At 62.9% G+C, this 16,820-nt stretch carries 16 protein-coding genes; 4 read left to right on the forward strand and 12 right to left on the reverse strand.

From position 1 onward, the window contains the following. Window positions 1–675: 675 nt before the first annotated feature. Together HGI47_RS19795 and HGI47_RS19800 are read right to left on the reverse strand one after the other, a co-directional pair. Window positions 676–1,590: a ketopantoate reductase family protein gene (locus tag HGI47_RS19795; RefSeq protein WP_168854504.1), complete on the reverse strand. Its 915-nt coding sequence runs from the start codon at window positions 1,588–1,590 to the stop codon at window positions 676–678. Window positions 1,591–1,646: 56 nt separating this feature from the next. Beyond that, the gene (locus HGI47_RS19800; RefSeq protein ID WP_168854505.1) at window positions 1,647–2,543 is read right to left on the reverse strand and encodes a LysR family transcriptional regulator; all 897 of its coding nucleotides are present in this window, start codon (window positions 2,541–2,543) and stop codon (window positions 1,647–1,649) included. A 106-nt stretch (window positions 2,544–2,649) separates the two neighbouring features. Here HGI47_RS19800 and mdlC point away from each other — a divergent pair, with 106 nt between their 5' ends. The 3 genes from mdlC to HGI47_RS19815 are packed head-to-tail and all read left to right on the forward strand — an operon-like array spanning window position 2,650 to window position 6,040. Next, the gene (mdlC, locus tag HGI47_RS19805; protein WP_168854506.1) at window positions 2,650–4,209 is read left to right on the forward strand and encodes a benzoylformate decarboxylase; all 1,560 of its coding nucleotides are present in this window, start codon (window positions 2,650–2,652) and stop codon (window positions 4,207–4,209) included. Next, window positions 4,206–5,543, forward strand: a complete 1,338-nt coding sequence (locus HGI47_RS19810) for an SRPBCC family protein (RefSeq protein ID WP_168854507.1) — start codon at window positions 4,206–4,208, stop codon at window positions 5,541–5,543. Before mdlC ends, HGI47_RS19810 begins: the two co-directional genes overlap by 4 nt. Then, complete coding sequence (locus HGI47_RS19815) at window positions 5,543–6,040, forward strand: aromatic-ring-hydroxylating dioxygenase subunit beta (protein WP_168854508.1); 498 nt, start codon at window positions 5,543–5,545, stop codon at window positions 6,038–6,040. The genes HGI47_RS19810 and HGI47_RS19815 overlap by 1 nt, the downstream gene beginning before the upstream one ends. Here the strand turns inward: HGI47_RS19815 and HGI47_RS19820 are convergent. The 5 genes from HGI47_RS19820 to HGI47_RS19840 all read right to left on the reverse strand — a co-directional run bounded on the left by HGI47_RS19820 (window position 6,033) and on the right by HGI47_RS19840 (window position 12,582). Beyond that, window positions 6,033–7,547 carry an amidase gene (locus HGI47_RS19820; protein WP_370521804.1) on the reverse strand — a complete coding sequence of 505 codons (1,515 nt, stop codon included), beginning with the start codon at window positions 7,545–7,547 and terminating at the stop codon, window positions 6,033–6,035. The genes HGI47_RS19815 and HGI47_RS19820 overlap by 8 nt on opposite strands. Next, on the reverse strand, window positions 7,544–8,614 hold the full coding sequence (locus HGI47_RS19825; protein ID WP_240950319.1) for an aromatic ring-hydroxylating dioxygenase subunit alpha: 1,071 nt from the start codon (window positions 8,612–8,614) through the stop codon (window positions 7,544–7,546). Before HGI47_RS19825 ends, HGI47_RS19820 begins: the two co-directional genes overlap by 4 nt. A gap of 89 nt (window positions 8,615–8,703) precedes the next feature. Beyond that, entirely contained in the window at window positions 8,704–9,570 is an 867-nt protein-coding gene (locus tag HGI47_RS19830) for an amidohydrolase family protein (protein ID WP_168854509.1), read from the reverse strand. Then, window positions 9,570–11,300, reverse strand: a complete 1,731-nt coding sequence (locus tag HGI47_RS19835) for a class I adenylate-forming enzyme family protein (protein ID WP_168854510.1) — start codon at window positions 11,298–11,300, stop codon at window positions 9,570–9,572. The genes HGI47_RS19830 and HGI47_RS19835 overlap by 1 nt, the downstream gene beginning before the upstream one ends. A gap of 148 nt (window positions 11,301–11,448) precedes the next feature. Continuing rightward, window positions 11,449–12,582 carry a helix-turn-helix transcriptional regulator gene (locus HGI47_RS19840; protein WP_168854511.1) on the reverse strand — a complete coding sequence of 378 codons (1,134 nt, stop codon included), beginning with the start codon at window positions 12,580–12,582 and terminating at the stop codon, window positions 11,449–11,451. A gap of 120 nt (window positions 12,583–12,702) precedes the next feature. Between HGI47_RS19840 and HGI47_RS19845 the strand changes: the two genes are divergently transcribed. Continuing rightward, window positions 12,703–13,188, forward strand: coding sequence for a nuclear transport factor 2 family protein (locus HGI47_RS19845; protein ID WP_240950320.1), 486 nt, complete (start codon window positions 12,703–12,705; stop codon window positions 13,186–13,188). 41 nt (window positions 13,189–13,229) lie between these two features. Here the strand turns inward: HGI47_RS19845 and HGI47_RS19850 are convergent, their stop codons facing one another. From HGI47_RS19850 to HGI47_RS19870, 5 genes are all read right to left on the reverse strand, one after another. After that, the gene (locus HGI47_RS19850; RefSeq protein ID WP_168854513.1) at window positions 13,230–13,907 is read right to left on the reverse strand and encodes an SDR family NAD(P)-dependent oxidoreductase; all 678 of its coding nucleotides are present in this window, start codon (window positions 13,905–13,907) and stop codon (window positions 13,230–13,232) included. 15 nt (window positions 13,908–13,922) lie between these two features. Beyond that, window positions 13,923–14,495: a carboxymuconolactone decarboxylase family protein gene (locus HGI47_RS19855; protein WP_168854514.1), complete on the reverse strand. Its 573-nt coding sequence runs from the start codon at window positions 14,493–14,495 to the stop codon at window positions 13,923–13,925. 13 nt (window positions 14,496–14,508) lie between these two features. Beyond that, on the reverse strand, window positions 14,509–15,288 hold the full coding sequence (locus tag HGI47_RS19860) for an SDR family NAD(P)-dependent oxidoreductase (RefSeq protein ID WP_168854515.1): 780 nt from the start codon (window positions 15,286–15,288) through the stop codon (window positions 14,509–14,511). Between the two features lie 39 nt (window positions 15,289–15,327). Further along, window positions 15,328–15,783: a nuclear transport factor 2 family protein gene (locus HGI47_RS19865; protein WP_168854516.1), complete on the reverse strand. Its 456-nt coding sequence runs from the start codon at window positions 15,781–15,783 to the stop codon at window positions 15,328–15,330. A gap of 161 nt (window positions 15,784–15,944) precedes the next feature. Continuing rightward, the gene (locus HGI47_RS19870; RefSeq protein ID WP_168854517.1) at window positions 15,945–16,817 is read right to left on the reverse strand and encodes a Coq4 family protein; all 873 of its coding nucleotides are present in this window, start codon (window positions 16,815–16,817) and stop codon (window positions 15,945–15,947) included. Window positions 16,818–16,820: the final 3 nt, after the last annotated feature.

The following is a 16,820-nucleotide window of genomic DNA, read 5'->3' on the forward strand; positions in this document are numbered from 1 at the left end:
GGCATCCCAGCAATGCCCACCAGCCCGCTCAAATGCCCGCACTCGACCCGTCAAACACAAAACCGGTCAGCGTGCCGCCAAAGTCGCGGTTATTGCGGGGGTCCAGCTCCCGATGAGAGTGTAGCGTTTTGCCGGGGGTGGGGCTCGCCCCACCCCCGGCAACAAAATTCAAGTCGCTATGTGGGCTGCGATTTGTTCCCCAATGAGATGCCGGTAGTTATGAGCCATTGCGCGTCCTTTTGAGTGGGGCACAAAGTGCCCGGAAATCCTCAAAATTCGCACTTCCAGATAGAATTCACCAGGAGAGAACGTCTAGATTGATAATTATAATTATGTAAAATATCCAGCCGGTTGCGAAGTTACGGGTAAATAGTAATTCTTATCGGCATATTGTCGTTATCAGTGAATCCATGCGCCTCAGACAACCAGATCAGACACTCATGGCAGCGCCTCCTCGCGCCGCCATTGGATCAACCGATCCGCCTCTACGCAAGGAATCTAATGGGTCCTGAGCCTAGAGGGTTTAGGCCGACAGACCACGACTAGAGGCGTAGTTCGTAAAACTGCGTGTGAATTTCCAATGTTGCAGCACATGCCACGGGCGTGCACCACCCCCGGCAACTGCTACCAGATCAATCGCTTTTCGCACCTAAAAGACAAACTACACAGGTTGGTCTATGTCCTGGGCTCTCCCATCCGCACGAGATCGGCCAGCAGCCGCGTGGTGGGAACATCAACCCCGGCTTGCGCGGCGATGCGTTCTATCGCGCCGTTGATCGATTCGATCTCGGTAAGCCTCCCGGCAAGGCGATCCTGCAGCATCGATGGCTTGTGCGTGCGGTGATTGGCCAGTGCGAAATCCGTCTTGGCGACAAGGCGTTCCCGGTCCATCGCAATGCCCAGTGCATCGGCTGTGGCAATGGTTTCATCCAGCACGGCGGTGGCGATGCGGCGCCCTTCGGGCGTGTCCAGCCCGCCCACGGGAAGCCCGGTGATGGTCGAAAGTGAATTGAGCGCTGCGTTAAAGGCGACCTTTTCCCACACGGCAGACTGCACATCCGCATCGGCAGCGGCATTGAGCGCGCCCGCATTCAGCCATCCGGCAACCGTACCGGCGTGGGCATGGGCTGCTTCATCGATACCGCCGAGCCAGATATGCCCCTGCCCGTGCGAAGCTACCGCATTCGGCCCTTCCAAATCCGCCGGAAAGTCCGTCACACCCCAAAGAATACACTTCTTTTCAAACACATCGGCAATAGCCTCAACATTGCCAAGGCCATTCTGCAATGTCAGCACAAGGCAGCGCCCATCGCTGAGATGGGCGACAGACCGGATCGCCGCCGCGCTGTGCATCCCCTTGGTCATCAGGATCACCAGATCGACCGAACCCGATACGTCCGCCGCCAGCGCAGCCCCGACATTCGCCACATGATGCCCGCGATCGTCGTGCAGGTGGATGCCTTCGCGTGCGATCAGGGCCAGCCTTTGCGCGTCAACGTCAACAACGGTCACCTCCTGCCCGCCCAGCGCCAATCTGGCCGCCAGCAAGCACCCCATCGCTCCTGCACCGACAATTACCACTTTCGCCATGCTGCAAAGGCCCTCTCACGTGTGTGCGCGAGTGTCCTTGCGATTCGGGCGACCAGTCAACTCCTGTTCGCCAGCGGAAAATGATCGAGGAACTGCCGCGCTGCGCCGGGCAACAGGCCCGACCGCCGCCGATAGAGCAGGAACCGGCGCGTCCGCTCCATCGCGGGCACATCGAGTTTGCGCATCGTGGCTGCGGCAACGTGCGCGGCCAGCAAGGGCTGCGGCAGCCAGCACAGCAGCGCGCTGTTCGCACTGATCGCGATCATCGCTTCGACCGATGCAGTTTCAACGACGATGGCCGGTGGCGGCAGGCCCAGTTCCGCGCAAATCGCCTCGAACTGGATGCGCGGGGTCATCGCCTTGCCCGGCATCACCCACCCCTGCCCGGCCAGATCGGCCAAGGCGGGCTGCGCTGGCAAAGGGTGCGCATCGGCGCAGAACACCGCAAATTCATCGGAATAGTTGCAGGTGCCGATCAGTTCGAAGTCCGCAGGCGGCAGCGGGCTGGCCGTTACCGCCAGATCGATGCGTCGCCCAATCAGCGCATCGCCCAGTTCGCCGTCCACCGCTTCTATCGCTTCGGCGGTCAATTGCGGAAAGGCGTGCAGAAACCGGCCCAGCGATTGCGCCACCAGCGTGCGCATCACGGCGGCCACCGCACCGATCCGCACCGTGCCCCGGCGCAATCCGCGCAAGGCATCGAGTTCGGCACGCGCGGCCAGCATTTCGGATTCCAGCAAGCGCGCGTGCGGCAGCAGCGCCTCGCCCGCAGCGGTCAGCGTCATCCCCTTGCTCTGCCGTTCGAACAGGCGCGCCCCAAGCCCCTGTTCCATGCGCTGTATCACGCGGCTGAGCGACGGCTGCGTCAAGTGAACAAGCGCGGCGGCGCGGCCAAGGCTGCCGGTTTCGGCCACGGCAAGGAATGCGCGCAACTGGCGTTGATCCAGATCCATGCAACATCTGTATGACTTTCGGCCAAGTATGCAATTGCATCTATCGCGCTGGCGCAACACACTGACAGCCAGATGCCGCAACCGGCACGCGCCTGTGGGAGACACTATGCCGACCGTCCGCCATGCCACCGTTGCGCTGCTGCGCGAATTGGGGATGACCACGATCTTCGGCAATCCGGGGTCCACCGAACTGCCGATGTTCCGCGATTTTCCGGCGGATTTCCGCTATGTGATGGGGCTTCAGGAATCGGTCGTGCTGGGCATGGCCGATGGCTATGCCCAAGGCACGCGCAATGCCGCCCTGGTCAATCTGCACAGCTCTGCGGGCACCGGCCACGCGCTTGGCAACCTCTTCACCGCGTGGAAGAACCAGACGCCGCTGGTGGTCACCGCCGGGCAGCAGGCGCGCTCTATCCTGCCCTATGAACCGTTCCTCTTTGCCGAACGGCCCACCGAATTTCCCCGCCCCTTCGTGAAATGGGCCTGCGAACCGGCCCGCGCGCAGGATGTGCCCGCCGCCATCGCGCGGGCATACCATGTGGCGATGGAGCCGCCCTTTGGCCCCACCTTCGTCTCCATCCCCATCGATGATTGGGACCAGCCCTGCGATCCTTATCCGGCGCGCACGATTCACGCCCGCCGCGTGCCCGAAAGCGCCCCAATCGCCCAATGTGGCGCAGCGCTGGCAAAGGCCCGCGCGCCTGCACTGGTCGTCGGCGCAGGCGTGGCACGCGATGGGGCGTGGGATGCGGTGATCGCGCTGGCGGAACGGCACAAGGCGGCAGTTTGGGTTGCGCCCATGTCTGCGCGGTGCAGCTTTCCCGAAGATCATCCGCTGTTCGCAGGCTTTCTGACAGCAGGGCGCGAAGCCATCGTTGCTGCGCTCACCCCCCATGATTTCGTGCTGGCGCTGGGCGGGCCGATGAATCTTTACCATGTTGAGGGCCAAGGCCCGCACATGCCGGCCCACGCCGATGTCTGGCTGATTGGCGACAATCATGTTCACGCCGCATGGGCGCCAGTGGGCACGGCCATCGTGGCAAACTGCGATGCGGCCTTGGCCATGCTGCTGGAAGGCCCTGCCCCGGCGGCCGGCCGGAACGCACCTGCCCCCTGCCCGCGCCCGCCATTGCTCGATGGCAGCGCGATAACCGATGCTTTCGTGCTGCAACAGATTGCCGCCCTGCGCCCGCGCACATCGGTGATCGTCGAAGAAGCGCCATCAAGCCGGGGCGCGATGCACGATCGCCTGCCCATCGTTGCTGCGGACACGTTCTACACCACGGCCAGCGGCGGCCTGGGCCATGGGCTTCCGGCGGCCATCGGCATGGCGCTGGCACGGCCGCAGGACAAGGTGATCGCCGTGCTGGGCGATGGGTCGGCCATGTATGCAATTCAGGGGTTGCACGCCGCCGCACAGCTTGGGCTTTCGGTCAGCTTCGTGATCATCAAGAACGGGCGGTATGAAGCGCTGCACAGCTTCGGGCGGCACTTCGGGATGCAAAGCCTTGTCGGCACGCAATTCCCCGAACTCGATTTTTGCGCGCTGGCGCAGGGGCATGGCGTGCCCTCGCGCCGCGCCGATGATGCCGCCGCGCTCGATGCGGCACTGCAGTGGTCCTTCGCCGCAGAAGGGCCGACGCTGGTGGAGGCAGTTGTAGCATGACCATCGATGTGACCGCCTATGTCGATGACCGGCCTGAAGAGGGCATTTTCCGCGTCAACCGTGCCATCTTTACCGACGAACAGGTGTTCGAAGCGGAAATGGCGCGGATTTTCGAAGGCGGGTGGGTGTTTCTGGGGCTGGCGGCGCAAGTGCCTGCCCCGCACGATTTCTTCACCACCTTTGCCGGACGCGTGCCGATCATGGTGCAGCGCGATGGTGCGGGCGCGTTGCGCGCTTTCGTCAATTCCTGCCCGCATAAGGGTGCGCGTCTGGCGCAGACGCAATCGGGCAATGCGCGCCTGCACGTGTGCCCCTATCATAGCTGGAGCTTTGACAGCGCGGGCCGCAGCAAGGCGGTGAAGTGGCAGAAGGCGGGATGCTATAGCGCGGCCTTCGATCAGCAGGATCACGGCCTTGCCGCGATGCCCCGCTTTGAAAACTATCGCGGTTTCCTGTTCGGCAGCCTTTCGGCCAACGTGCCGCCGCTGGCCGACTATCTGGGCGAAGCGGCCAAGCTGCTCGATCTGGTGGCGGACCAGAGTGAAGATGGCGTGGAACTGGTGCCGGGGCAGGTGACGTTCACCTATCAGGCCAACTGGAAGCTTCAGTTGGAAAACTGTTCCGATGCCTATCACTTCACCTCCGCCCACCCGTCCTACATCCGCGTGCTCGAACGGCGGCAGCAGGAAGCCAGCGGCGAAGTTGTCGCCTCGGTCTGGGAAAACAGCGATTACTGGAAGGAAGAGACGAAAGGCGTGGGTGGCGGCAGCTATTCGTTCCCCAATGGCCATGTGCTCAACTGGGGCGTGTTCGGCATCACGCCCGCGATCCCGCTGTACGAAAGTGCTGCCGTTCTGGCCGAGCGGCATGGCGAGGGCAAGCGCGACTGGATGTTCAATATGCGCAACCTCACGATCTTCCCCAACCTGCAAGTGGCGGAAAACGCATCGAGCCAGTTGCGCGTGATCCGCCCGCTTGGCCCCGGCCTTACCGAGATGCGCACATGGTGCATCGCGCCTGTGGGTGAAAGCGCCGCCGCGCGCCGCCAGCGCATCCGCCAGTACGAGGATTTCTTCAATCCAACCGGCATGGCCACGCCCGATGATACGGTGAGCTATGAGAACTGCCAGATCGGCTATGCCGGAACGGTCGATCCGTGGCTGCAAGGCTATGCGCGGGGAATGACCGCATCGGTCGCAGGCGGAAACCGCTTTTCCGACCGCATCGGGATGAACCCGGCCCGCAGCGTACTGGCGGATTCGCAGCTTTGCGATGAAACGCTTTATCACGCCTATTACCGCGCGTGGGTCGCCCGGATGGAGGGCGCTGCGTGATGGCAACACTGACCCGCGCCGAGGCCGAGGAACTGCTGTTCCGCGAAGCCCTGCTGATCGATACGCAGCGCTATGCCGAATGGCTGGCGATGTTCACGCCCGACATCGAATTCTGGATGCCCGCATGGCGCAACGAGACGGAGACCACCGCCGACCCGGATCGCGAACTGTCGCTGATCTATTATAAAGGCCGCCGCAATCTGGAAGACCGCGTGATGCGGCTGACCTCCGGCCTCTCCACCGCCTCCACCCCGCCCCCGCGCGTGGTCCACGCGATCAGCAATGTGCTGGTCACGGCAGCGCAAGGCGAAACGGCGGATATAAGCGCCGTATTCACCTGCCACCGCTTCGACGTGAGGATGAACCGGGCGGAATGCTTCTTCGGGCGTTACGAATACCACCTGCGGCATGAAGACGGCGATTGGCGCATCGCCGCCAAAAAGATCATCCTGCTCAACGATGTGATCCCCACGGTGGTGGACGTGACTTCTATATAGCAGGCCGCCGCGCCCCCCACGGCGCGGCCTTTTCCACCTGCCCGGCCAGCCGGAACAGCAGCGCCTCTTCGCCATAGCGCCCCGTCGCCATCACGCCGATGGGCAACCCGTCGGCAGACATGCCCAGCGGCAACGACATGCTCGGCTGGCCGGTGCCGTTGTAGATGCCGGTAAAGGCCGTAAACGCCCCCACCTCGCGCCCCCAGTCCGCCATGCTGCGCCCGGTATCCAGCCCGATCCGGCCCAGCGGCAACGGCGGGGCCGAAAGCGTGGGCGAAAGGATCACGTCGTACCGTTCCATGAACTGCGCGATGGCCACGGCAGCGGCCTGATAGGCGTTGTTGCCGCGCGCATAGTCCATGCCGGTATAGCCTTTGCCCATCGTGATGAAGTCCTGCGTGGTGCGCTCCACCACGTCCGGTCCCAGTTCGATGCCCAGCGCCTTGGCCCGGTCCACGCAGTCCGCCGCCACCGCCGATGCCATCAGCGCAAAACTGCTGGCCCCGATGCTGGCGAAATCGATCTTCGGCGCGGCCTCTTCCACATGGTGGCCAAGGCCCTCAAGCAGCTTTGCCGCATCGCGCGTGGCGGCCAGCACTTGCGCATCCACCGGCGCGCCGGAAAATGGCACAAGCATCAGCGCCACCCGCAGCTTCCCCGGATCACGGCCCACTTCGGCAAGGAAAGGTCGCTCCGGCGATGGCGCGCCATAGCGCGATCCCGGCTCCACTCCGTGCGTCGCATCCAGAATAGCAGCGGAATCGCGTACGGTGCGGCTCACCGCGTGGTGGACAGACATGCCGCCCCATCCCTCTGTCCGCGCAGGCCCCATCGGCACCCGACCGCGCGATGGTTTCAGCCCGAACAACCCACAGCATGACGCCGGAATGCGGATCGACCCGCCGCCATCGGTGGCGTGTGCCGCCGGGATCACGCCCGCCGCCACTGCCGCCGCTGCGCCGCCGGACGATCCGCCCGCGATGTGCGCCGGGTTCCACGGATTGCGCGTCGGCCCCATCGCCACGCTTTCGGTCGTGCCGGTCAGGCCGAACTCCGGCGTCGTTGTCTTGCCGAAAATCACAAAGCCCGCGCGTTCGACCCGCTTCACCAGTTCGGACGTCACGGCAGCACGCTGGCCCTTATACAGCCTGCTGCCGTTCTCGGTCACTTCACCCGCGATATAGGTGTTCAAGTCTTTCAGCAGCCAAGGCACGCCCGTAAACGCCCCTTGCGGCAGCCCCGCAGCAATCGCCTTACGTCCATAGTCATAGTGCTTCTGCGCCATGAAATTGAACTTGGGGTTCAGTGCCTCGGCCCGCGCAATCGCTGCTTCCAGCAGTTCGGTGGGCGAAACCTTGCGCGCCTTGACCAGCGCGGCAAGGCCAAGGGAATCGTGAGTGTCGAGCACGTCGTTCATGGTTGCCGCTTTCGTCGCCCCTGAAAAACCGGCACTCGCTGCAAGCGCGATCCCTCCGGCAATGGCTTCGCGCCGCGTTGGCCCCGTCACACGTAATACCGCGCGTAATACTTGCGGAACTGCGCAATCGGCCCATCGCCTTCGCAGATCAGCGCATTGGGTTCGAACTTCTGGCGATCCCAGATCACCTTGTCCTGATCGAACTGCTTGCAGATATCGCGGATGATCGCCTTCGCCACGCCCGCGCGTTCGCCCTCGGCCTGCGCGCGCGGCTGGGTAAAGCAGAAGCGGACATGCACATGGTCCAGCTCCACCGGGGTGATGCAGGCCACCAGCAGCGTTTCCGAGATGCCGGTAAAGCGCGTCCAGCTTTGCCCCGGTCCCATCGTGTCATAGCTGATCTGGCCATCAACCTCGCCCCACGGCGTGCCCATCTTGGCCTTCACATCGGCGCCCCGGCCCCAGTCGCCCCAGCGCAGATCGCCCAGCGGCACGTTGGCGGTGCCGTGAATGTACTTGAAGTGCGCCACGTCCACGCCGTTTTCGGCCATGTTCTGGATCGATCCATAGACGTTCCATTCGAAAACGTCATAATCGGTCCATTTGGGGTCGGTCGCTTCGGGCAGATGCTGCACATCAAACAGCGGCGCTGCATCTTCCGGGTGATACCACACCCAGATCCAGCGGTTCGCCTCGGTCACATGCCAGGTTCGCGTGCATTTGCGCTTCACCTGCGGCGGGATCGATTTGGAATAGGGAATCTCCTTCACGATCCCCTCTTCCCCATCATACCGCCATGCGTGGAACGGGCATTCCAGCAGGTTGCCATGCACTTTGCCGCCGTGGCCCATGTGCGCGCCCAGATGCCGGCAATAGGCATCGATCACGCGCACCTGCCCATCTTCCCCGCGCCACATGGCAAGGTCTTTGGAAAAATAGCGCAGCGGCTTCACCTCGCCCACGGCAAGATTTGCGGAAAGATCGATGGCATACCAGCCGAACGGAAAGCCGATATCCAGATTGCGCTCCTGCACCGAAGCGCGCCCTTCGACCGGCCCAGTGCGCCAGTCGATCAGATCCTGCCCGCGCAGCTTTTCAAGGATTTGCCACACCGCCACAGGTGCGGTGCGGGCGTCTGTCGCCACTGTATCCGCCATGTTGTACTCCTGAATTGCCGTGGCGGGGGTTGTCTCCGCGCATCCGGCCATCTTGCGGTAGGAGCAGACTTCCCGGCTCCCTGGGATGTCTAAAGGCCAAACACCTTCATCGCGTTGTCACGCAGGAACTTGGGCCACACCTCGTCCTTGAACGGCACGTTTTCCATGTCAGCCATGATCCGGTCTAGGCTCAGCCCCATCGGGAAATACCCGGCATAGATCACCTTGTCCGCGCCGCGCGTGTTGGCGTAATCGATGATCGCCTTGGGGTAATGCTTGGGTGCAAAGGCGCTGGTCGAATAATAGAGGTTCGGCCATTTCAGCATCAGCTTCACCGCCAGCGCTTCCCACGGTTCGGCCCCGTGGCGCATCACCACTTTCAGTTCGGGGAAGAACCAGCAGACCTCGTCCAGATGTTCGACCTTCTGGGTTTCCATCGGAATGCGCGGGCCGGGAATGCCCACGTTCAGCAGGATCGGCAGGCCCAGTTCCTCGCACGCGGAATAGATCGGCCACATGTATTTGTGGTTGATCGCCACTTGCGGCAACGTGCCCGAAGGAAACACGCTCACCGCAGAAAGCCCTACTTCGGCATGAATGCGCTTGATCCGGCGTACTTCTTCGGTTCCGTTGTTGGGGTTTACCGGCAGATCAAAGAAGAACCGGTCGCCATACAGTTCCTTGGCCCGGCGCGATGTGTCATCCTCGTTCCAGCCCACCAGCGCGCGCTGCACGTTGTGCTTGTCCATCTGCGCCACGGTCCAGCCGATGTAATCGTCCTGCTGGCCCGATTGCGGGATGTCCTTGAACATATACTGCGCGGGCATGGCAAACTGGCCCAGTGTCTGCTTGTCCTTGATCAGCGGGCGGAACGGGGCAAACCATTCGGCGCGGTCCTCCGCATCCGGTATGCCCAGCATACAGTCGATGATCCCGATATCCTTGGGCATTCCCATCAATTCTCTCCTGAAAGCTGCGGCCACAGCTTGCGCAGGGCGATCTTGTCGACCTTGCCCAGCCCATTGCGCGGCAGCGTTGTCTGGCTGAAAGCGACGCGCACCGGCGCCTTGTAGCGGGCAAGACGGCTTGCCACCCATTCGATCACCGTGGCTTCATCGGTGCCCGGCGCGGCCACAACCGCCGCCACCAGCTTTTCGCCCAGCCGTTCGTCCGGCAGGCCAAAGGCGGCGCATTCGGTCAGCCCCGGCATTTCGCCCAGCACCCGTTCCACTTCGGCGCAATAGATGTTCTCGCCGCCCGAAATCACCATGTCCTTCTTGCGGTCCACGATGAAGATATAGCCGTCCCCATCCACGAACCCCACGTCCCCGGTGCGCAGCCAGCCATCATCGGTCAGCACCGCTGCCGTTTCACCTGCGCGGTTCCAATAGCCGCGCATCACCTGCGCCCCGCGCACCACGATCTCGCCCGCCTCGCCGCCGGTCAGGATCTGGCCGTCCGGCCCTTCGATGCGCACCTCAACCATCGGCAACACGCGCCCTGCCGCTGCGGGGCGGCGCATGAAATCCGGCCCCACCGCCTGCGCAATCGCGCCCGAACATTCGGTCATGCCATATCCGGTGCCGATCTGCGCATGGGGGCAAAGCGCGTGGACTTCCTCTACCAGATTGACCGGCAGGGCCTGACCGCCACTGCCGATATTGCGCAGCGAAACAAGGCTTGCCCCGTCTGTCCGCGCACGGTGAAGAATGTCCCACAGCATCGTCGGCACCGCGCTGAACATGCTGATCTGCTCAGCCGCAATCAGCCGCGCAGCCTCCTCCGCATTCCAGCGCCGCATGATGACCACTTTGCCCCCGCTGACGAACGGCGAAAGAAACCCCGCGCCAAGGCCTGAAACATGGAACAGCGGATAGACCAGCAGCGATGCCTGCTGCGGCATCTGCGCAATCAGCGCTTCCGCGCTCGTGCCCATTTGTTGCGCCATGTTGGTCAGCACCACCATGCCCGACATCTGCGTGCTCATCAGCCCGGTAATGACATTGCGGTGCGAAAGGATCGCACCCTTCACCCGCCCGGTCGTGCCCGATGTGAACAGGATGGCGCAGGGATCATCGGGGGATGCAATCCCGGCATCGGTGGCTGCCGTTTCCGCCCGCTGTGCCAGTTCGCCTGCATCCAGCGGCTTCTTCAGATTCAGCACCCGCCCTGCGTAACCGGCAACGCGCATCGCCTCGGCACGTTCGCTGTCAGCCAGCACCACGGCGGGATCAACATCTTCCAGCATCGCCAGCAGTTCCGGCCCAGACCCACGGCTATTGACCAGCACGGCCACGCCGCCCGCCTTCATCACCGCCAGAAACGCCACCAGCCATTCCGCGCTGTTGCGCATGGCAATCGCCACCCGGTCCCCGCGCGCAATGTGCAGCATGGGCACAAGCTGGTCACGCCAGCCAAACAACTGGTCATAGTTCAGGCGGCGCTCTGCCCCATCGTCGCTGAAATCGACCACACAGGTGCGATCCCCAAACCGGCGCGCGGATTCGATCAGCAGGTTCAGGTCGGTCGGCGCGGACACGAACTGGCGCATCCCATCGCGCAGCCCGATCTCGAATGGTGATCCCGGCCCGGCAACGCGCGCCAGAAGCGGATCAGCCAAAACCGGATCGTTCAGCAGATCAGTCGCGCTCGCGCTGCGATGGTCTTCGCGCACCGTGTCGGACATCGCACTCCCAAACCTTTTATCGCTTTGCCTGATTCCCCTTTTATCTGGTTCTTTGCGTATTTCAAGAAGCATTTAATTGCGCATATCACATTTCAGCGATTCCTTCGGACAGCGCCCGCGCAAAACTGGCGCCCCTTTCCCCCAGCCCTTAACCTCCCAGTGAAGCCAGCAGCGCCACCAGTTGCGCCTGCCGGTTCACCCCGGTCTTGGCAAAGACCGCGCGCAACTGCACTTTGGCGGTGTTGTGCGCGATGCCCAGCTGCCGCGCCGCTTCTACCAGACTGTGCCCTTGCGCCAGCACGGCGGTCAGCCGCGCTTCGGCCACGGTTAGGCCCAGCAGATCGCGCAACGCCTGTGGATCGGTGCTTTTTTCCGGCCCTGGACGCGCCAGAAACAGCGCCAGCGCGCCTGCGCCTGCGTGAATCGCGCGCACATCCAATGGCCGCGCGGTCACCACCAGATCGCCGTGTCCCGGCCGTTCGATGCGGAACCGCGTGCGGCCCGGATTCGTGGCCAGCGCATCATCGCCCAGCATCCCGGTGACCCGCCGTTGCTGCGCCGGATCGGCCAGCACCAGTTCGCCATTGCGCCGCATCAGCCCCTCGTTCTCGGCCAGAATGCTGTCCGCCAGCGCATTGGTGCTCACGATGCGGCGGCTGCGGTCCAGCACGATCAGCGCCAGCCCCAGCCCTTGCGCCGTGGCGTGAAACACGCCGTGCTGCGCACCGGCAAACTGCAATTTCTCGAACAATCCCACAGCGATGCGCAAATGCTGCGAAAGCATTTGCAACCGCGCGCGGTCTTCGCGATTGAAATCGGGCAGTGCATTGTGCCGGCTGATGCGAAACCGCGCCTCATACCGCCCATCGTCCCTGCGTCCCTTGTCTACGCGCCCGCCCGCCCGCCCGAAATGCAGATCGATGCCCAGCACCTGATCGAAGCCTGTCTCGGCCATCGTGCGGCGATATTCGGCAAAGGCGTGGTCGGGCAGCCCGGCCATGAACTCGGCGTAAGACGTAACGATCCCGTCCGCCAATCCCTGAAACGGATCGTCAGCAAACAGGCTTTCGGCATAGATGCTAGCAAAATCGGCGCTGCCGCCGGGCGTCAGAAAGGTGGCGGGCTGGCGCTTTCCGGGGGCAGTGATGATCAGCGTGGCAAATGTCGCGTCCATCCACCCCGCCAGCGCCTCCAGAAACCCGCGCCACGGCTGCTCATCCCCGATCCCGGCATAGAGCCGGGCAAGAAGATCTGAAAACTGAAGGTCCATCGCAGCGGCCATGACCGCAGCATAGGCGCAGCGTTGCCTGTCATCCAGCAGCGATTGTTTCCCGGAATATTGCGCATTTCCGTGCTAGGGGCGAAATGAATATCGGAAATGCGCTGCAATGGACCTGACAAGATGCCACATGCTATCGAAGCTCTCGCCAGCCGCCTGCAAGCGCTGGAAGACCGCGAAGCCATCCGAAACGTGATCGCCCGCTACGGCCCCCTTGCAGATCGCGGCGATGCACAGGCGCTGGCGGCGCTCTGGACGGAAGACGGCACCTATGAAGTCGTCGGCTTCGCCACCGCACGCGGGCGGACAGAAATCGCCGCGCTGATTGATGGACCCTATCACCGCGACCTGATGGCCGATGGCTGCGCGCATCTGCTCGGCCCGGTGGCGGTCACGGTCAATGGAGACAGCGCGACCGCTGTTGGACATTCGGTGGTCTTCCGGCACCATGAAGGCACCTTCAGCGCGTTTCGCGTGGCGGCGAATTGTTGGACTTTGCGGCGCGATGCGGATGGCGGGCATTGGCGCGTGCAGCATCGCGCCAATGCCCTGCTTGATGGCGCTGAGGCCGCGCGCGTGCTGCTTTCGGTGCCCGTCAGTGCCGCTTAGGTGCGCCTAGGTGCATCTAGGTGCACTTCAGGAATTGCCCCTCAACCGCCCCGCGAAACCGGAATCAGCGCCCCGGAAATCGTTCTGGCACAAGGGCTTGCAAGGAACTGGATGACCTTTGCCAGCGATGCGGGCTGCACCCACTGCGCAAAATCGGCGTCGGGCATGTCGGCACGATTGACCGGCGTATCGATCACACTCGGCAGCACGGCGTTGACGGTGCAATCGGTGCCCGCCAGCTCCGCTGCAAGGCTTTCGGTCAGCTTGTGAACCGCCTGCTTCGACGCGGCATAGGCCCCCATCCCCGCGCCCGCCACCAGCGCCGATCCGGCCCCGATGTTGATGATCGCCGCGCCGGGCGTGTTGCGCAAAGTGGGCAGCGCCGCCGCGGTCATGGTCACGCAAGTGGTTGCATTCATGGCAAACATTCGCGCCCATGTGGCAGGACTGCCATCGTCCAGCGGCTCCCACACAAAGCCGCCCGCCACGTTTACCAGCACATCGATGCCGCCAAGTTCGGCCTGAACCTGCGCAACTGCCGCTGCCGCCTGCGCTGCATCAGTCAGGTCCACGCCGCCCAGATCGATCCCGCAGGGGTTCGCATCGGGCGCGGTGGCTGCAAAATCGATCCGCGCCACCCGATCCCCGCCTGCGCGGAACGCTTCTGCCACGGCCCGGCCAAGAATGCCGAAGCCACCGGTAACGATCACTGAACGCATTGATTTAAAACCCTTTTAATGACGTGACGCATCACTTGCCGGCGCGCTGGCAAGGCATACTGTATCGAATCCCAGCACATGCGCAACGCGGCCAAGGCCGACCCATGCCGCCGTGCAATAGGCCAGATCCACCACTTCGCCATCGCTGAACGCCGCCTTCATCAGCGCCCAGAAATCTTCATCAATCGCAAGGGCTTGCGGCTCGGTGCCAAAGCGTTCGGCAAATTCGATGGCAAGCCTTTCGCGGGCGGAGAACACCTTCGCATCGCGCCAATCCTCAATCGCTGTATAGAAGGCTTCGTCGGGCGCGGGGCCGTTGTCGGTCACCAGCTTTCGGTTGGGATCGCCCGCAACACTGAACACAGCCGGAGCATCGCGGTCTGCGCGGAAATCCTTGCAGACCATGCAGCCGTTGATCTGCGCGGTGCGCATCCGCGCCGCTTCGAATTCGCGCAGCGACAGCCCGCTTTCGCGATAGACCGCTGCGGAAAAGGCGCTGCTGGCTGAAACGATGGGCACGGCGTGGGTGCGCGCGGCGAAGCCGAAGGGATCGGCCTGATGATCTTGCGGAACGGTAATGCGTGGCATCGTGATCGCCCTCCTACATTCCCGGCGAACCGGGGAAGCCCATGTAATATGTACCCACGGTCATCCCGCCATCGACGACGATTTCCGTGCCGTGGCAATAGGATGCTTCGTTGCTGGCAAGGAATGCGCTGGCGGCGGCCACTTCTTCCGGCCCGCCGATACGCTGCATGGGCACGTTGCCATAGCTCTTGTCGATCTCGGCGCGCGGTGCGCCGGAATGGTTGGACATCACGGTATCGACGCCGCCGGGGTGGACCGAATTCACGCGAATGCCCTTGTGGCCCAGTTCCATTGCGGCAACCTTCGTCAACCCGCGCACGCCCCATTTGGACGAGGCATAGGCGACTAGGCTGTTCGCGCCTTTCATGCCATCGACGGATGAGACATTGACGATGGCCCCCTTCCCGCGCGCAATCATGCCCGGCGCAACCGCCTTGATACCAAGGAATTCACCGACCAGATTGACGCCCAGAACGCGCTCCAGATCCGCCTTGGTGGTTTCCAGAATGCTCTTGAACATCAGGATACCGGCATTGTTCACCAGCACGTCGACCGGGCCAAGATCAGCCTCTGCCGCAGCGACCACACGCGTCCAATCGCCCTCGTCGGTCACGTCTAGCTTGTAGAAGCGCGCCGCTTCGCCCAGTTCGGCGGCAAGCGCTGCGCCGTCGTCTTCCAGCACATCGGCAATGGCCACCTTTGCGCCTTCGGCCACGAACAGCCGCGATGTGGCTGCGCCCATGCCCCGCGCGCCGCCGGTGATGATGGCGACTTTGCCTGCGAGCTTGCCCATATATTCTCCCGTCTATCCTATTGATGGTATTATTATAAATCAGGCCACTTCGGGCACGGGTGCCATGTCCGGCACATTGTGCGTCCAACCCATTTCTTCGTAGCGTTCGGCAATGCGCCAGCCTTCGGCGGTGCGGACAAGCCGGTCCCGATACCACAGGCCGATAAAGAACACCTGGTCAGCGCCATCGGCAGAGCGGTGCGTCATCGGATTGAACAGGATCGTGCGGCTGCGCGCTTCGTCTCCGGCAATGTCCAGCCTGGTCGTGGCGACCATGTGCTGGAACGTGGGGAAGCGTTCGAGCGCGACCGGAAGCCACGCCTTGATCTGCGGGAAAGTGCCCTTGGCCCCGCCGGTTTCGCTGTAATCGATCTGCGCATCGGGCGTAAAAATGCGGTCGAGCGCATCCCAATCGCGTTCATCAATGGCAAAGCTGTAGCGGGCGAAGAGATCCTGAATCTCCAGCCGGTCGGATATTTCCTGAAGGCTCAACATGCACTTCTCTCCCGAAGGCGGCCGCTGTTATCGCACCGGTCCTTCATCTTGTCGGTATCAGGCGACTTTCTGGCTGGGCGCTTGCCGAGCAACCCGTTCGACCCAGAGGAATCGTCACATCTGTTCTTTTTTGGAGCGCGTATAATGGGCTTATAGGAAATTTATGCGCAATTTGCGAATTTATTATCGGGCCGAAGTGCTATTTCTCTTGCGGCTGAGAGATACTCTTCCCACGCCAGCGAGGCTTCGGCGCTGTCCAGATCGACCGCTCCCACGATGCCGAGCGCGGCCCGTGCCTCTGCCAAGGGCAGATGGAATACGTCCTCGTACTTCGCCATGAAATAGGGGCCAGACTGTTCGCCCACATCCATGCCGCAGCGGATCGCGCGCAGGGCGGTGGGGAACGATTGCGGATAGTGCAGTCCGGTGCGCGAGATCAGGCGCAGCGCGCCGAGCAACTGGCCGGGGTGGATCAGGCCCATCAGTTCGGCATCAAGAAAGCGCGGCAGATTGCTCAACCGCCCGAAATAGGGGACCAGTTCGCCAATGATGTTGAACCCGCCGCCGCAGACGATGTGTTCCAGATCGTGCGTCTGGCCACTGCGCAGCGAGAAGTATTCGAACTGGTTGCGCGGTTCGAAGCGCGGCACGATGTCGATTTCAAACCCGTTGTCACGCAGATAGCGGCCAAAGATGTGGCCGAGAGAGCCTTCGGGATTGGCCAGCAGTTCGTCCACGGTGAAGGTGGAAGAGAAGCCTTCCGAAAACCAGCGGTCAAGTTCGGGCCAGCGCGCGCGTTCTTGCGTGAACAGCTCTTCGATCCGGGGCACGTCGAACAGGGTGCCGAGGATACCGTAAAGCTGGTGCGCATCGAGCGTGGTGGGCGAATCCTTGCCACTTTTGCGCAGGAACGCGGTGGCCAGCCAATCGCGCAGGGCCGGGCTGTTAAGATAGCGCGAATTGCTGACCAGCACGCTGCTTTCGGTGGCAACCGGCTTTGCACCACGCGCGAGATAGGGGAGATCATCGGCCATTGA

It is taken from the genome of Novosphingobium sp. ERN07 (genome assembly GCF_012641335.1).
Taxonomy (GTDB): Bacteria; Pseudomonadota; Alphaproteobacteria; order Sphingomonadales; family Sphingomonadaceae; genus Novosphingobium.

What these genes read in the sequence shown, in the direction of transcription:
- HGI47_RS19845 (WP_240950320.1), top strand. Translation starts at nt 12,703, where the DNA reads ATGCCACATGCTATCGAAGCTCTCGCCAGCCGCCTGCAAGCGCTGGAA.
- HGI47_RS19835 (WP_168854510.1), bottom strand. Translation starts at nt 11,300, where the DNA reads ATGTCCGACACGGTGCGCGAAGACCATCGCAGCGCGAGCGCGACTGAT.
- HGI47_RS19800 (WP_168854505.1), bottom strand. Translation starts at nt 2,543, where the DNA reads ATGGATCTGGATCAACGCCAGTTGCGCGCATTCCTTGCCGTGGCCGAA.
- HGI47_RS19825 (WP_240950319.1), bottom strand. Translation starts at nt 8,614, where the DNA reads ATGGCGGATACAGTGGCGACAGACGCCCGCACCGCACCTGTGGCGGTG.
- HGI47_RS19850 (WP_168854513.1), bottom strand. Translation starts at nt 13,907, where the DNA reads ATGCGTTCAGTGATCGTTACCGGTGGCTTCGGCATTCTTGGCCGGGCC.
- HGI47_RS19830 (WP_168854509.1), bottom strand. Translation starts at nt 9,570, where the DNA reads ATGGGAATGCCCAAGGATATCGGGATCATCGACTGTATGCTGGGCATA.
- HGI47_RS19870 (WP_168854517.1), bottom strand. Translation starts at nt 16,817, where the DNA reads ATGGCCGATGATCTCCCCTATCTCGCGCGTGGTGCAAAGCCGGTTGCC.
- HGI47_RS19815 (WP_168854508.1), top strand. Translation starts at nt 5,543, where the DNA reads ATGGCAACACTGACCCGCGCCGAGGCCGAGGAACTGCTGTTCCGCGAA.
- HGI47_RS19855 (WP_168854514.1), bottom strand. Translation starts at nt 14,495, where the DNA reads ATGCCACGCATTACCGTTCCGCAAGATCATCAGGCCGATCCCTTCGGC.
- HGI47_RS19810 (WP_168854507.1), top strand. Translation starts at nt 4,206, where the DNA reads ATGACCATCGATGTGACCGCCTATGTCGATGACCGGCCTGAAGAGGGC.
- HGI47_RS19860 (WP_168854515.1), bottom strand. Translation starts at nt 15,288, where the DNA reads ATGGGCAAGCTCGCAGGCAAAGTCGCCATCATCACCGGCGGCGCGCGG.
- HGI47_RS19865 (WP_168854516.1), bottom strand. Translation starts at nt 15,783, where the DNA reads ATGTTGAGCCTTCAGGAAATATCCGACCGGCTGGAGATTCAGGATCTC.
- HGI47_RS19795 (WP_168854504.1), bottom strand. Translation starts at nt 1,590, where the DNA reads ATGGCGAAAGTGGTAATTGTCGGTGCAGGAGCGATGGGGTGCTTGCTG.
- HGI47_RS19840 (WP_168854511.1), bottom strand. Translation starts at nt 12,582, where the DNA reads ATGGCCGCTGCGATGGACCTTCAGTTTTCAGATCTTCTTGCCCGGCTC.
- mdlC (WP_168854506.1), top strand. Translation starts at nt 2,650, where the DNA reads ATGCCGACCGTCCGCCATGCCACCGTTGCGCTGCTGCGCGAATTGGGG.